The organism is Litorilituus lipolyticus (assembly GCF_006439335.1).
In the GTDB taxonomy this organism is placed as follows: domain Bacteria; phylum Pseudomonadota; class Gammaproteobacteria; order Enterobacterales; family Alteromonadaceae; genus Colwellia; species Colwellia lipolytica.
The window spans coordinates 1-16,462 of record NZ_SAWY01000034.1 but is presented as its reverse complement, the minus strand read 5'-3'; the positions used below and the strand labels follow the sequence as shown (position 1 = coordinate 16,462).

Below are 16,462 nucleotides of genomic sequence, written 5' to 3'. Positions count from 1 at the left end.
ACCGTGAGTTTTCGTTAATACCGCAGAGATAGCAGCTGTTAACGTAGTTTTACCGTGGTCAACGTGTCCGATAGTACCAACGTTTACATGTGGTTTCGAACGTTCAAATTTTTCTTTAGCCATTTTTCAATTACCTTAAAGTTTAGTGAACTAATAAATTAAAAGGCGCAGTCAAACGACTTTGCCAGTTGTAAGTTAAATAGAAACTCTAACGAGTTTCCATAATTTTTTGTGCTACCAATTTCGGTGCTTCATTATACTGCTGAAACTCCATAGAGTAAGATGCACGGCCTTGAGTAGCACTACGCAAGTCGGTAGCATAACCAAACATTTCGGCTAAGGGTACCAATGCATTTACAATTTTCGAACCTGCAGGACCTTCGTCCATGCCGTCTATCATTCCACGACGACGGTTTAAGTCTCCAACGACATCACCCATGTTTTCCTCAGGTGTAGATACTTCAACCTTCATCATCGGCTCTAAAATAACAGGGTTTGCTTCCAAAGCCCCTTTTCTAAAGCCCATAGATGCAGCAACTTTAAATGCCATCTCATTAGAGTCAACATCATGAAAAGAACCATCAACGAGCGTGACCTTGATGTCTAATAATGGGAAACCAGCTAGAACGCCGCTATCCATTTGCTCTTTACAGCCCTTTTCTACTGCAGGAATATATTCTTTTGGTACTGCGCCGCCAACAATTTCGTTAACAAACTCAAAACCAGCGCCTTCTTCTAAAGGCTCCATCTTCAGAACAACATGACCATATTGGCCTTTACCGCCTGATTGACGAACAAATTTACCCTCAACATCCACACTACTGCGAATGGTCTCTCGATACGATACTTGTGGATTACCCACATTACACTCAACACTAAATTCACGCTTCATGCGTTCAACAAGAATATCTAAGTGTAGCTCACCCATGCCTGAAATGATGGTTTGACCTGTTTCATCATCGGTATGCACTCTAAAAGAAGGATCTTCTGCGGCAAGCTTACCTAAGGCAATGCCCATTTTTTCTTGTGCCGCTAACGTTCTTGGCTCAACAGCAACTGAAATTACAGGCTCAGGAAACTCCATACGCTCTAAAGTAATAACATTACTTGAATCACATAACGTATCACCAGTAGTCACTTCTTTTAATCCAATCGCTGCAGCAATATCACCAGCGCGAACTTCTTTAATCTCTTGTCTATCATTGGCATGCATTTGCACGATTCGACCAAAGCGTTCTTTTTTACCTTTAACCGGGTTATAGACACTATCACCAGTCTGCACCACTCCAGAGTAAACACGGAAGAAGGTTAGAGTCCCAACAAATGGGTCGGTGGCAATTTTAAATGCTAATGCAGCAAATGGTTCGTTATCATCAGCTGGACGAGAACCTTCGGTTTCGTCTTTATCGTCATTGATACCTGTGATTGCAGCAACTTCTGTTGGTGATGGTAAGTATTCAACAACAGCATCAAGGACTGCTTGTACACCTTTATTTTTAAAAGCACTACCACAGCTACATAATATAATTTCATTTGCTAACGTGCGCTTACGTAAACCAGCTTTAATCTCTTCTTCTGTTAACTCACCTTCTTCAAGGTATTTTTCCATTAAATCGTCGTCAGCTTCAGCCGCCTCAGAAACCAAGTTTTCGCGCCATTCATCAGCTAAATCTTGCATATCTGCTGGAATATCTTCATAAGTGAAGGTCATACCTTGATCACTTTCATTCCAATTGATTGCTTTCATCTTAACAAGGTCGACGACACCTTCAAAATCTTCTTCAGCACCAATAGCTAGGTGCATAGGAACTGCATTAGCACCTAAACGATCTTTCATTTGCTCAACAACAGATAAGAAGTTTGCACCCGCTCTATCCATTTTATTTACGAATACCATGCGCGGAACAGAGTATTTCTCCATTTGGCGCCAAACAGTTTCTGTTTGAGGTTGAACTCCTGATGAACCACAAAGAACAAGTACTGCACCATCAAGCACACGTAGTGAACGCTCTACTTCAATAGTAAAATCTACGTGACCCGGTGTATCGATGATATTTATACGGTGATCATCAAATTGGCCTTGCATACCTTTCCAGAAACAAGTTGTCGCTGCCGAGGTAATAGTGATACCACGTTCCTGCTCTTGCTCCATCCAATCCATTGTTGCCGCACCATCATGTACCTCACCAATTTTGTGAGATAAACCAGTGTAGAACAACACACGTTCTGTTGTGGTTGTTTTACCTGCATCTACGTGCGCACAAATACCAATATTTCGGTAACGCTCAATAGGAGTAGTACGAGCCAAAGTTTAATCCTCTTATTATTTCTTGTAACTAAATCTAGTTAACTTAAGTAAATTCTCTTAATGTACTTTGTCTATATGAAAATTTAATTAAAATAACTGTATTTTACTTTTGTTCAGTTGAATTGAGAAACCGCTAGTCCGTAAAATGAGTATGGCTAGCAAGATTAACTCTTGCTAGCCATCTACCTGCTCGAGAGCAAGTATTACATTCATTCAATACTGTTAGATTACCAACGGTAGTGAGCGAATGCTTTGTTAGCTTCAGCCATACGGTGAACGTCTTCACGTTTCTTAACCGCAGAACCTTTGCTGTCAGACGCATCTAACATTTCGTTAGCTAGGCGCTGAGCCATTGATTTTTCACCACGTTTACGAGCTGCTTCAACTAACCAACGCATGGCTAGTGCATTACGACGAACTGGACGTACTTCAACTGGCACCTGATAAGTAGAACCACCAACACGACGAGATTTAACCTCAACCTGTGGACGGATGTTTTCTAAAGCGATTTCGAATAACTCTAAATGCTCTTTATCAGTTTGCTTTTCAGCTAAAATATCTAGTGCACCGTATACAATTTTTTCGGCAGTAGACTTCTTACCATCAACCATAAGGATGTTGATGAATTTTGCTAATAGTTCGTTATGGAACTTAGGATCTGGTAATATTTTACGTTGTCCTACGACGCGTCTTCTTGGCATCTTAATTCTCCGTTGTTTTCAGGATTAACCCAAAATTTAAATTTAATATTTGGCCTTACTTAACGTTTCTAATTTATTACTACTTAGAGTAAAAATCCGGAAACTTAAGATTTAGGACGTTTAGCACCGTACTTAGAACGGCCTTGTCTTCTATCGTTTACACCAGAACAATCTAGTGCGCCACGAACGGTGTGGTAACGCACACCAGGTAAATCTTTAACACGACCACCGCGAATTAAAATTACGCTATGCTCTTGTAAGTTGTGACCTTCACCACCGATGTATGAAGTAACTTCGAAGCCGTTAGTTAAACGAACACGAGCTACTTTACGTAGTGCTGAGTTTGGTTTTTTTGGTGTAGTAGTATACACACGAGTACATACGCCACGACGTTGAGGACAGGCTTGTAACGCTGGAACGTTACTTTTTTGTACCTGTCTAACACGTGGTTTACGTACTAGTTGGTTAATAGTTGCCATTATAGCTCCTGATTAGTTAAATTTGCATAAACCTCAATCAATGGGAAAGATTCATGCGCTCGTAATGTGTAATCAATGCGGTTTAAAACCACAACCTTATATCAAATACAACAAGCACAAAATATAAGGTCGCGAAATTCTATAGGTCAATCATTAAGCTGTCAAGTATTTGATCGTTTCTTAACCCTTTTGTTTTCTCAGCTTGCGATCAATTGATCCTTTGCTTTTCTTAACTTTCATATACAAAAAAGCCGTATCAATTGATACGGCTTTTATTAAGAGGTAGTTTGCCTAACTCAACTTATTCACCTTCACCAGAAAGTAAATCAGCATTTAAAGCATCCGTTAATGCTTTTTCTGCTTCATCAGCTGATACGGTTGTATCTTCATGCGCATCAAAAGCAGCTTTTGCTTTGGCACGCTCTTGATGATATGCGTAACCTGTACCTGCAGGAATTAAGCGACCAACAATAACATTCTCTTTAAGACCACGTAGGCCATCTTTCTTACCAGCAACAGCTGCTTCAGTAAGTACACGAGTTGTTTCTTGGAAAGAAGCTGCAGAGATGAATGACTCAGTTGCTAATGATGCTTTAGTAATACCCATCATTTGCATTTCGTATTCAGCTGGCTGTTTTCCTTCTGCTTCAAGTTCACGGTTAGCGATATTAACGCGCGCCACTTCAACTTGTTCACCTTTAAGGAATTCAGAATCACCTGCATCTAAAATTTCACACTTACGGATCATTTGACGAACGATAACTTCAATGTGTTTGTCGTTAATTTTTACACCCTGTAAGCGGTAAACTTCTTGTACTTCGTTCACAATGTAGTTCGCAACCGGTGCTACACCACGTAAACGTAAGATGTCATGTGGAGACTCAGGACCATCAGCAATTACTTCACCTTTGATTACCTGTTCACCTTCAAACACATTCAATTGACGTGTTTTTGGAATCATCTCTTCATAAACTTCACCACTTTGTTGAGTGATTAGTAAACGAACTTTACCTTTGGTTTCTTTACCAAAGCCAATAACACCAGTTTTCTCAGCAAGGATTGCTGGTAACTTAGGCTTACGAGCTTCAAATAAATCAGCAACACGTGGAAGACCACCGGTAATATCACGAGTTTTCGATGATTCTTGAGGAATACGAGCTAGCGCATCACCAATGTTTACATCTGCACCATCTTCAAGGTTAACAATCGCGTTACCTGGCAAGAAGTATTGTGCTGGAATATCTGTACCAGCAATCATTACATCATTACCTTTAGCATCAACTAATTTAACCATTGGACGCATTTCTTTACCTGCAGCACTACGTTGTGCAGCATCGGTAACAACAATGCTTGATAAACCAGTTAAGTCATCAGTTTGACGAACCATAGTTACACTATCAACTAAGTCAACAAATTGAACTTTACCCGCTACCTCAGTAATGATTGGATGCGTATGTGGATCCCAGTTTGCAACAGTATCACCTGCCGTAACTGCTTCACCATCGTTCTTAGAAAGTACAGAACCGTAAGGTACTTTATAACGTTCTTTCTCACGACCCATTTCATCAATAATCGTTAATTCTGATGAACGTGAAGTAATAACAATGTGCTTATCTGAGTTTGTTACAAACTTAGCATTTTGTAATTTCAATGTACCAGTATTCTTAACTTGTACACTGTTCTCTGCTGATGCACGAGATGCCGCACCACCAATGTGGAACGTACGCATGGTTAACTGTGTACCAGGTTCACCAATTGATTGCGCCGCAACAACACCAATCGCTTCACCTTGGTTGATCATATGACCACGAGCCAAGTCACGACCGTAACAATGTGCACAGATACCAAAATCTGTTTCACAAGTAATAATTGAACGTACTTTGATTTGGTCTACTGAATTTTCTTCAATAACATCACAAAGAGTTTCATCAATTAATGTGTTACGAGGTAATAATACGGTCTCAGTACCAGGGATCAATACATCTTCACAAACAACACGGCCTAATACACGCTCACGAAGTGGTTCAACAACATCACCACCTTCAATTAATGGCGTCATTAATAGACCATCATGAGTACCACAATCGTGCTCTGTTACCACTAAATCTTGTGCAACATCTACTAGACGACGTGTTAAGTAACCCGAGTTAGCTGTTTTAAGTGCCGTATCGGCAAGACCTTTACGCGCACCGTGAGTTGAGATGAAGTACTGTAGTACGTTCAAACCTTCACGGAAGTTAGCGGTGATTGGTGTTTCAATGATTGAACCATCTGGTTTAGCCATAAGGCCACGCATACCTGCTAACTGACGAATCTGTGCAGCACTACCACGAGCACCGGAATCTGCCATCATAAAGATTGAGTTGAACGAGTCTTGCTCTTCAGGCTCACCATCACGATTAATAACGGTTTCTTTTGATAAGTTGTCCATCATCGCTTTCGAAACTTTTTCGTTTGCAGATGACCAGATATCGATTACTTTGTTGTACTTCTCACCAGCAGTTACAAGACCTTGGTCAAACTGTGCTTGAATCTCAGCAACTTCTGCTTCTGAATCTTCAATAATAGTGTACTTAGCATCAGGAATAACCATATCGTCGATACCAACAGACGCACCAGCAACCATTGCATAATGGAAACCTGTGTACATGATGTGATCGGCAAAGATTACTGTTTCTTTTAAACCAAGATTACGATAAGCGTGGTTAATTAGCTTAGAAATTGGTTTCTTACCTAATGGTTGGTCAATTAAGTCATATGGAAGACCATCTGGACATACTTGCCATAAGATTGCACGACCTACTGTAGTATCACGTAATGTCGTTTTCGCTTCTAATTCACCATTTTCGTTTTTCACATGTTCTGTGATACGAATTTTTACACGAGCATGAAGCTCAGCAACACCTGTACGGTATGCTTTTTCAGCTTCTTTAGTATCAACAAATACCATGCCTTCGCCTAAACCATTAACACAGTCACGCGTTAGGTAATATAAACCTAATACAACATCCTGTGATGGTACGATAATCGGCTCACCGTTAGCTGGTGCTAACACGTTATTAGTCGACATCATTAAGGTACGTGCTTCTAGCTGTGCTTCAAGTGTCAACGGTACGTGTACCGCCATTTGGTCACCATCGAAATCGGCGTTATATGCCGCACAAACTAATGGATGAAGGTGAATTGCTTTACCTTCAATTAGTACTGGTTCGAACGCTTGGATACCAAGTCTATGAAGAGTAGGTGCACGGTTTAGCATTACTGGATGTTCACGAATAACTTCGTCTAATACATCCCATACTTCTGCGCCTTCACGCTCAACTAATTTTTTAGCTGCTTTAATTGTTGTCGCTAAACCTCGTGCTTCTAATTTACCGTAAATAAATGGTTTGAATAACTCAAGTGCCATTTTCTTCGGTAGACCACATTGGTGCAAACGTAGTGTTGGACCAACAGTGATTACAGAACGACCTGAGTAATCAACACGCTTACCAAGTAAGTTCTGACGGAAACGACCTTGCTTACCTTTAATCATATCAGCAAGAGATTTAAGAGGACGTTTGTTAGAACCGGTAATTGCACGACCACGACGACCATTATCTAATAAAGCATCAACAGACTCTTGCAACATACGTTTTTCGTTACGTACGATGATGTCTGGAGCAACTAGATCTAGTAGACGTTTCAAACGGTTGTTACGGTTAATAACACGACGGTATAAATCGTTTAAGTCAGATGTCGCAAAACGACCACCATCTAGCGGTACTAGTGGACGTAAATCTGGTGGAAGAATCGGAAGAACCGACATAATCATCCACTCTGGCTTGTTGCCAGAAGCAGCGAAAGCTTCCATTAATTTTAAACGTTTAGTAATTTTCTTACGTTTAGTTTCACTACCAATTTCAGGTAACTCTTCACGCATTTGCGCTACTTCACCATCTAGATCAATTTGTTGTAGTAAAGCTAAAACGGCTTCAGCACCCATTAAGGCATCAAATTCATCACCGTGCTCTTCTAACGCATCAAGATACTCTTCTTCTGTTAGAATTTGGCTTTTCTCTAACGTTGTCATACCTGGTTCAGTAACAACATAAGATTCAAAGTAAAGTACACGTTCAATATCACGTAATGTCATATCTAGTAATAAACCAATACGTGATGGTAATGATTTTAAGAACCAAATATGCGCAACTGGGCTTGCTAGCTCAATATGACCCATACGGTCACGACGAACTTTAGTTAAAGTAACTTCAACGCCACATTTTTCACAGATTACACCACGGTGCTTCAGACGCTTGTACTTGCCACAAAGACATTCATAGTCTTTTACTGGGCCAAAAATACGCGCACAGAATAAGCCGTCACGTTCAGGCTTAAAGGTACGGTAGTTAATGGTTTCTGGCTTTTTAACTTCACCAAATGACCAAGAACGTACCAAATCTGGCGAAGCTAACCCGATGCGAATACCATCGAATTCTTCTGTTTGATTTTGTTGCTTAAGAAACTTAAGTAAATCTTTCACACTCTTCTCCTGTCGGAGTTAAACTTTGAGAAGAAGGCATTATTTTGCCTTCTTCGCTTACTGACTTATTACATTCAGCTATCGGCAGTACTGGGTACTATTCCTGATCTAATTCGATGTTAATACCTAACGAACGAATTTCTTTCAACAATACGTTGAATGATTCAGGGATACCTGGTTCCATACGATGATCACCGTCAACTAAGTTTTTATACATCTTAGTACGACCATTAACATCATCCGACTTCACAGTTAACATTTCTTGTAAGGTATAAGCAGCACCATAAGCTTCAAGTGCCCATACTTCCATCTCACCGAAACGCTGACCACCAAATTGCGCTTTACCGCCAAGTGGTTGCTGTGTAACCAAGCTATAAGAACCTGTAGAACGTGCATGCATCTTGTCATCAACTAAGTGATTAAGTTTCAGCATGTACATGTAACCTACCGTTACAGGACGTTCAAATTGGCGACCAGTACGACCGTCAGTCAAGTTGAATTGACCACTTTCTGGCATATCCGCTAATTTAAATAGTTCTTTAATTTCTTTCTCAGCAGCACCATCAAATGCAGGTGTTGCAATAGGAAGACCAGCACGTAAGTTAGATGCTAAACGTAAAACCTCTTCATCAGAGAAGCTCGCTACATCAACCTCTTGGCGAGACTCACCTACGTTATATACTTCTTGAATGAAGTTACGTAATTTGTGAATTTCTTGCTGTGCTTCTAGCATACGGTTAATTTTCTCACCGATACCACGCGCTGCCATACCCAAGTGAGTTTCTAAGATCTGACCAATGTTCATACGTGATGGAACACCTAATGGGTTCAATACGATATCAACTGGTACACCATGCTCATCGTATGGCATATCTTCAACAGGTACTACGTTTGAAATAACACCCTTGTTACCATGACGACCAGCCATCTTATCACCCGGTTGGATGCGACGCTTAACTGCTAAGTAAACTTTAACTATTTTCAATACGCCAGGTTGTAAGTCATCACCTTGAGTGATCTTACGACGTTTGATTTCATATTTCTTGTCAAAGTCTTCTTTGATATTGTCGTATTGCTCTGCAATTTGCTCTAACTCAGCTTGTTGCTCTTCGTTAGATAAGTTTTGCGTTAACCACTTGTCACGAGACATAGAGGTTAAATCTGACTCATTTAAACCAGCAGACAATAATAACTTCTTAGTACGTGCGTAAATACCATCTTCTAAAATGCTTAATTCATCGCCAAGATCTTTCTTAACTTCTTTAAGTTGCATTTCTTCGATTTCAATTGCGCGCGCATCTTTCTCTACACCATCACGGGTAAAGATTTGTACATCGATGATTGTACCTTTAACTGAGTTTGGTACACGTAAAGAGCTATCTTTAACATCAGCTGCTTTTTCACCGAAAATTGCACGAAGTAGTTTTTCTTCTGGAGTAAGCTGTGTTTCACCTTTAGGTGTTACTTTACCTACTAAGATATCACCACCGTTAACTTCAGCACCAATGTAAACAACACCTGCTTCATCAAGCTTAGATAACGCAGACTCACCAACATTTGGAATATCTGCAGTGATTTCTTCACTACCTAACTTAGTATCACGAGCAATACACGTTAATTCTTGAATATGAATTGTGGTGAAACGATCTTCTTGTGCAACACGCTCAGATAACAACATTGAATCCTCAAAGTTGTAACCATTCCAAGGCATGAACGCGATACGCATGTTTTGACCTAATGCCAATTCACCCATATCGGTTGACGGACCATCTGCTAAAACATCACCACGTACAACAGGCTCACCCATACGACACACTGGACGTTGGTTGATACAAGTATTTTGGTTAGAACGTGTGTATTTGGTTAGGTTGTAAATGTCGATACCGGCTTCACCAGGGATCATTTCATTTTCATTAACCTTAACAACAATACGCGATGCATCAACATAGTCTACTACACCACCACGTTTAGCTACGGCTGTTACACCTGAATCTACTGCAACAACTTTTTCCATACCCGTACCAACAAGCGGCTTGTCCACTTTTAATGTTGGAACTGCTTGACGTTGCATGTTCGAACCCATTAAGGCACGGTTAGCATCATCATGTTCTAGGAATGGAATAAGTGACGCCGCAACAGAAATAATTTGTTGTGGTGAAACATCCATATACTGAACTTCAGCAGAGGCTTTTAAAGTAAATTCATTTTTATGACGACAGTTAACTAAATCTTGCGTTAACTTCTGGTTGTCATCACGTTCAGCATTTGCCTGAGCGATAACAAAGTTACCCTCTTCAATTGCTGATAAGTAATCAATTTCATCAGTTACTACACCATCAACAACTTTTCTGTATGGTGTTTCTAAGAAACCATAGTCGTTGGTTCTTGCATAACAAGAAAGTGAGTTAATCAGACCGATGTTCGGACCTTCCGGAGTTTCGATAGGACATACACGACCGTAGTGAGTAGGATGTACATCTCGAACCTCGAAACCAGCACGTTCACGCGTTAAACCGCCTGGGCCTAATGCAGAGATACGACGCTTATGCGTAACTTCTGATAACGGGTTGTTCTGATCCATGAACTGTGACAATTGAGAAGAACCGAAGAACTCTTTCACTGCTGCAGAAATAGGTTTTGCATTGATTAAATCTTGTGGCATTGTGCCATCTAAATCACCAAGACTTAAACGCTCACGTACAGCACGCTCAACACGTACTAAACCAACACGGAATTGGTTCTCAGCCATTTCGCCCACAGAACGAATACGACGGTTACCTAAGTGATCGATATCATCAACTTCACCTTTACCGTCACGAATATCGATAAGGGTTTTCATTACTGAAATAATGTCATCGTTTGATAAAATGCCAGAACCTACATCGTCTGCATTACCAACACGACGGTTGAACTTCATACGACCAACTGTTGATAAATCATAACGCTCAGATGAGAAGAATAAATTATCAAATAATGCTTCTGCAGCATCTTTCGTTGGTGGCTCGCCTGGGCGCATCATACGGTAAATTTCAACTAGCGCTTCTAAGCGGTTAGTCGAGCTATCTACACGTAGTGTGTCTGACATGTATGAACCTACATCGAATTCATTCATGTATAATGTTGAAAGTTCTTTATGACCAGCTTGACTTAACTCAGCTAACAACTCTAAGGTAATTTCAGCATTCGCTTCTGCAATTACTTCGCCTGTAGATTCGTCGATATAAGCTTTTGATAAAACACGACCCACGATATATTCCGCTGGTACTTCTAATTTATCAACTTTAGCTTTGTTCAAAGCACGAATATGACGAGCTGTGATACGACGACCTTGTTCTACTAAAATGTCATCTTTATCGATCTTGATATCAAATGTTGCTGTTTCACCACGAAGACGATCCGGAATTAAATCCATGATCAACTTATCGCCTTTAATAGCGAAGTTTGTTGTATCGTAGAAAAGATCTAAAATTTGTTCTGTAGAAAACTCTAAAGCACGTAAAATGATTGACGCTGGTAATTTACGACGACGGTCAATACGTACAAATAAGTTATCTTTAGGATCAAATTCAAAGTCTAACCATGAACCACGGTAAGGAATTACACGAGCATTGTATAAAACTTTACCTGAAGAATGAGTTTTACCTTTATCATGATCGAAGAATACACCAGGAGAGCGATGCAATTGTGAAACGATAACACGCTCGGTACCGTTAATTACAAACGTACCATTCTCTGTCATCAACGGGATTTCACCCATGTACACTTCTTGCTCTTTGATATCTTTTACAGTACCTGCCGGAGCTTCTTTATCGTATACCACTAAGCGTAATTTTACGCGCAATGGTGCTGAATAAGTTACACCTCGTATTTGACATTCTTTCACATCAAATAACGGTTCGCCTAAACGATAGCTTACAAATTGTAATTCTGAGCTACCTGAATAAGCTTTAATTGGAAAAATAGAACGGAAAGCAGCCTCTAGACCGGTTTCACCTGTTGGATCAATATCAATAAACTTGCTAAAAGATTCGAGTTGGATGGACAACAAGAATGGATAGTCCATTACTTGTGCGCTTTTACCAAAGTCCTTTCTAATTCGCTTCTTCTCAAAGTATGAGTAAGCCATGGGGTTCCTCAGCTTGCTGGTTATGGCCAATCTGTTTAAAAATGCTTAGAACATTTAAACAGGGTATTGCAGTTATGCTTACGTCTAAGCATAACTTGGTAAACAATGTTTGATTACCTAACACTAAATAATGCACTGTTTTGGTTTAAAAAAACACCATTTTATTTAGCGCAAAAAGGCCGGTGACGATTAAATCACCAGCCATTGCCTTTTCAGGCAAATAATCTGTCAGAAGTCAGATTATTTGATCTCAACAGAAGCACCAGCTTCTTCAAGAGCTTTCTTAAGTTCTTCAGCTTCAGCCTTATCAACACCTTCTTTAAGTGCTTTAGGAGCTGATTCAACAAGTTCTTTAGCTTCTTTAAGGCCTAAACCTGTAGCGCCACGAACTGCTTTGATTACAGCAACTTTCTTATCGCCGAAACCAGCTAAGATTACGTCAAATTCAGTTTGCTCTTCAGCAGCACCACCAGCGTCACCGCCAGCAACAGCAACAGCAGCAGCAGCAGATACGCCGAACTTCTCTTCCATTGCTTCAACTAATTCAACTACGTCCATTACTGACATTTCAGCAATAGCATTTAGGATATCGTCTTTAGAAATAGACATTATAAAATTTCCTGTTTTTTAAGAAACAGCCTTTGATAACTCTTGTTATACAATAAATGACTGTTTGAAATAACTATTAATACAAAAAGTGTTTTTAATAAGTAAATACTTATTAAGCCGCTTCTTGTTCTTTCTGATCGCGAACTGCAGCAAGTGTGCGGGCAAGTTTGCCTGCAGATGCTTCTTTCATAGCGCTCATTAAACGTGCAATTGCTTCGTCGTAAGTTGGTAGCTTAGCTAACATGTTTACGTCTACAACATTACCTTCAAATGCAGCTGCTTTTAATTCAAATGCTTCGTTAGTTTTAGCGAAGTCTGAGAATAAACGTGCAGCGGCACCTGGGTGCTCGCTTGAAAATGCAATTAATGAAGGACCTTTAAATGTGTCAGAAACACATTCAAAATCAGTACCTTCAACTGCACGACGTGCTAATGTGTTACGGACAACTTTCATCCATACGCCATTTTCACGTGCTTGCTTACGCAATGCAGTAATTGCTTCAACTGTAACACCGCGGGCATCCGCAACTACAGCTGATTGAGCGCCTTTGGCAGCTTCTTGAACTTCAGCAACAATTGCTTTTTTGTCATCAAGATTGATAGCCATTGGCTTTAACTCCTGGTTCACCGGGCATCTAATATAAACGCACCGGTATTTACAATCCCTAAAACACATAATTGTATTTTAGGCCATTACGGCGAGGACCAGAATTTAAGGAAATATCTGGGTAATCACCATCTACGTAGGAAATATTAAGTAATTAAATCAGAAGAAAGAATTACACCTACGGTCTTGGACGGGGGTTATTTGTTAAAACATTTCTGTTTAATCAAACAACTCCTACCAAAATTTAAGGGGCGAAATTATAGTCTATAATTTCGCCCTTGTAAAGATTCAATACGCAATCTTTACTCAATAAATAATTACTGAGTTAAGCTTGACTGGTTGATGGCAACGCCAGCACCCATAGTAGTAGAAAGTGAAACTTTCTTAATGTATTGACCTTTAGCATTAGCTGGTTTTGCTTTCTTAAGCGCTTCCAATAATGCTTCTAAGTTTTCTTGCAATTGAGCAGCTTCGAAATCAGCCTTACCAATAGTAGTATGGATGATACCGTTTTTGTCGTTGCGGTAACGGATTTGACCAGACTTAGCGTTTTTAACAGCGCCAGCTACGTCAGGAGTTACAGTACCAACTTTAGGGTTAGGCATTAAACCACGAGGGCCTAAAATCTGACCTAGTTGACCAACAACACGCATTGCATCTGGAGAAGCAATAACAACGTCGAAGTTCATTTCGCCTGCTTTAACTTGCTCAGCTAAATCTTCCATACCGATTACATCAGCACCAGCTTCTTTAGCTTTTTCAGCATTTGCACCTTGTGTAAATACAGCAACACGAACTTCACGGCCAGTACCATTTGGTAATACTGTCGCACCACGTACGTTTTGATCTGATTTACGAGCATCGATGCCTAAGTTGATAGCAACATCTACGCTTTCACGGAATTTTGCAGTAGCAAGTTCTTGCAATAAAGCAACAGCTTCATTGATGTCATATTCTTTTAATACGTCTACTTTTTCACGGATAAGACGAGCGCGTTTTGATAATTTAGCCATTGATTAGTCCTCTACCACTAAACCCATTGAACGAGCAGAACCCGCAATAGTACGCACTGCAGCTTCCATTGAACCAGCAGTAAGATCAGGTTCTTTTGTCTTAACAATTTCTTCAAGTTGAGCTGTAGTTACAGTACCAACTTTTTCAGTGTTAGGACGGCCAGAGCCACTCTTGATACCAGCTGCTTTTTTCAATAAGAATGAAGCAGGTGGAGTTTTAGTTTCGAAAGTGAATGAACGGTCATTATATACAGTAATAACTACTGGAACCGGAGCACCTTTTTCGATTGAATCTGTTTTTGCGTTAAACGCTTTACAGAATTCCATGATGTTAACACCGTGTTGACCTAATGCAGGACCAACTGGTGGTGACGGGTTAGCTGCACCAGCAGCTACTTGAAGCTTGATTAAAGCTTGGACTTTTTTAGCCATTTTACTATACCTTTAATTTGGGTGGATAACGCTATTCACCTACTGCTAACTAACAGCCAGTTTTCGCTCCCCAGTTTACTAATAGGTTATATTTCAAGTTGAAATACAACATTTTTAGTGCGCGCTAAAAATAAGCGGCAGCGGATTATATATTAACCAAGCTTTCAGTTTCAAGTTTTTTGTGCAGGAATTATACCCATATGCATGTTCCATATAAATTAGGCAAAAAAAAACGCTTAATATTAAGCGTTTTTCGAATATTTCTTTGACTAAAAAATTTAGCTACTTTTTTCAACTTGACCAAATTCTAGATCAACTGGTGTTGAGCGACCGAAAATAAGTACAGATACTTTAATACGGTTTTTCTCGTAATCAAGCTCTTCAACCACACCATTAAAGTCGGCGAATGGACCATCGATAACACGAACCACTTCACCTGGTTCGAATAATGTTTTCGGCTTCGGCTTATCAGTATCTTCAAGACGTTGTAAAATGCGATCAGCTTCACGCTGAGTAATCGGCGCTGGTCGATCACTCGTACCACCAATAAAGCCAAGTACACGTGGCACGCTTTTCACTAAGTGCCATGCTTCTTCGTCCATTTCCATTTGTACTAGTACATAACCTGGGAAGAATTTACGAGAGCTCTTACGCTTTTGACCCGCACGCATTTCAACAACTTCTTCAGTTGGTACTAAAATTTCACCGAACTTATCTTGTAAACCGTGAATTTCAATATGCTCAATTAAGGTCTTTTGTACACGACCTTCATAGCCAGAAAACGCTTGTACAACATACCAACGTAACTTCTTATTTACGGCTTTTTCTTCACCTGCTGGTGCTGAACTTTCTTCAGAGAAATTTTCTTCAGACATAACTAAACCTGCAAACCTGTTACTAAACCAACTAACCAGAATAGAATTGAATCTAATCCCCAAAGTAATAAGGCCATAAATAGTGTTGCCACTAATACTATACCTGTTGTTTGTACCGCTTCTTGGCGTGTAGGCCAAACAACTTTACGTACTTCTGTTCTTGATTCTTTTGCAAAGACAAGCGCTGTACGGCCTTTCTCTGTTTGCATAGCAATAAAACCAGCTACTGCAACCGTTGCAACAATTGCTATTGCACGATATAGCACTGATGCTTCGCCATACATGTAGTTACCTGCAACTACACCAATTAAAAGTAGAAAAACAATACCCCATTTTAAGGTATCTAGAGAGCTACTACTTGTAGGTTGCTCTTCGGTACTTGCGTTCATAATTCTGTTCCGTAATTACTGACTTCAAAAATTCAAGTCGTTCGTTGCGACTTGTTACAGTGCTAATCTAGCACCTTAAATATGGCAGGGGTGGAGAGACTCGAACTCCCAACCATCGGTTTTGGAGACCGCTGTTCTACCAATTGGAACTACACCCCTACAGCTTGCTATCAAGCAATAGTTACACTTGTCGGGTGAATCTTAGTTGTTTGGGAATTAAGAGATACTCGAGAAGTGAGGCGCTATTATACTCAGCCCAGTGTTTTACTCAAGGACTATTTTTATTTTGCTGAGGATAAATCGCGCATAAAACAAAAAAGGCCGCTTTCGCGACCTTTTTCAGTGTGTTCTAAAACTTAGATATTAGTCTAAGATTGCAGATACAACACCAGCACCAACAG

12 protein-coding genes and 1 tRNA gene are annotated in these 16,462 nt (G+C 40.1%); all 13 read right to left on the bottom strand.

The features are described 5' to 3' along the window. A partial coding sequence (locus EPA86_RS13490; protein WP_246058270.1) for a GTP-binding protein occupies window positions 1-123 on the bottom strand: 123 nt, incomplete at its 3' end. 85 nt (window positions 124-208) lie between these two features. Continuing rightward, window positions 209-2,308 (bottom strand): elongation factor G, encoded by a 2,100-nt coding sequence (fusA, locus tag EPA86_RS13485; protein WP_140604462.1) that lies wholly within the window; start codon window positions 2,306-2,308, stop codon window positions 209-211. 227 nt (window positions 2,309-2,535) lie between these two features. Beyond that, window positions 2,536-3,009 carry a 30S ribosomal protein S7 gene (gene rpsG, locus EPA86_RS13480; RefSeq protein ID WP_140604460.1) on the bottom strand — a complete coding sequence of 158 codons (474 nt, stop codon included), beginning with the start codon at window positions 3,007-3,009 and terminating at the stop codon, window positions 2,536-2,538. Window positions 3,010-3,113: 104 nt separating this feature from the next. Next, window positions 3,114-3,488 (bottom strand): 30S ribosomal protein S12, encoded by a 375-nt coding sequence (gene rpsL / locus EPA86_RS13475; RefSeq protein WP_116006511.1) that lies wholly within the window; start codon window positions 3,486-3,488, stop codon window positions 3,114-3,116. Window positions 3,489-3,789: 301 nt separating this feature from the next. Further along, the gene (gene rpoC, locus EPA86_RS13470) at window positions 3,790-8,010 is read right to left on the bottom strand and encodes a DNA-directed RNA polymerase subunit beta' (protein WP_140604458.1); all 4,221 of its coding nucleotides are present in this window, start codon (window positions 8,008-8,010) and stop codon (window positions 3,790-3,792) included. 97 nt (window positions 8,011-8,107) lie between these two features. Continuing rightward, window positions 8,108-12,136 carry a DNA-directed RNA polymerase subunit beta gene (gene rpoB, locus EPA86_RS13465; RefSeq protein WP_140604456.1) on the bottom strand — a complete coding sequence of 1,343 codons (4,029 nt, stop codon included), beginning with the start codon at window positions 12,134-12,136 and terminating at the stop codon, window positions 8,108-8,110. A gap of 240 nt (window positions 12,137-12,376) precedes the next feature. Beyond that, window positions 12,377-12,745 carry a 50S ribosomal protein L7/L12 gene (gene rplL / locus EPA86_RS13460; RefSeq protein WP_140604454.1) on the bottom strand — a complete coding sequence of 123 codons (369 nt, stop codon included), beginning with the start codon at window positions 12,743-12,745 and terminating at the stop codon, window positions 12,377-12,379. A 112-nt stretch (window positions 12,746-12,857) separates the two neighbouring features. After that, the gene (gene rplJ, locus EPA86_RS13455; RefSeq protein ID WP_140604452.1) at window positions 12,858-13,352 is read right to left on the bottom strand and encodes a 50S ribosomal protein L10; all 495 of its coding nucleotides are present in this window, start codon (window positions 13,350-13,352) and stop codon (window positions 12,858-12,860) included. Window positions 13,353-13,669: 317 nt separating this feature from the next. Continuing rightward, window positions 13,670-14,365 (bottom strand): 50S ribosomal protein L1, encoded by a 696-nt coding sequence (gene rplA / locus EPA86_RS13450; RefSeq protein ID WP_140604450.1) that lies wholly within the window; start codon window positions 14,363-14,365, stop codon window positions 13,670-13,672. A 3-nt stretch (window positions 14,366-14,368) separates the two neighbouring features. Then, complete coding sequence (rplK, locus tag EPA86_RS13445) at window positions 14,369-14,797, bottom strand: 50S ribosomal protein L11 (protein ID WP_130601714.1); 429 nt, start codon at window positions 14,795-14,797, stop codon at window positions 14,369-14,371. A gap of 278 nt (window positions 14,798-15,075) precedes the next feature. After that, window positions 15,076-15,672 (bottom strand): transcription termination/antitermination protein NusG, encoded by a 597-nt coding sequence (nusG, locus tag EPA86_RS13440; protein WP_140604448.1) that lies wholly within the window; start codon window positions 15,670-15,672, stop codon window positions 15,076-15,078. A gap of 2 nt (window positions 15,673-15,674) precedes the next feature. Then, complete coding sequence (gene secE, locus EPA86_RS13435; protein ID WP_140604446.1) at window positions 15,675-16,061, bottom strand: preprotein translocase subunit SecE; 387 nt, start codon at window positions 16,059-16,061, stop codon at window positions 15,675-15,677. A gap of 82 nt (window positions 16,062-16,143) precedes the next feature. After that, window positions 16,144-16,220: transfer RNA gene (locus tag EPA86_RS13430), tRNA-Trp, on the bottom strand. Window positions 16,221-16,462: the final 242 nt, after the last annotated feature.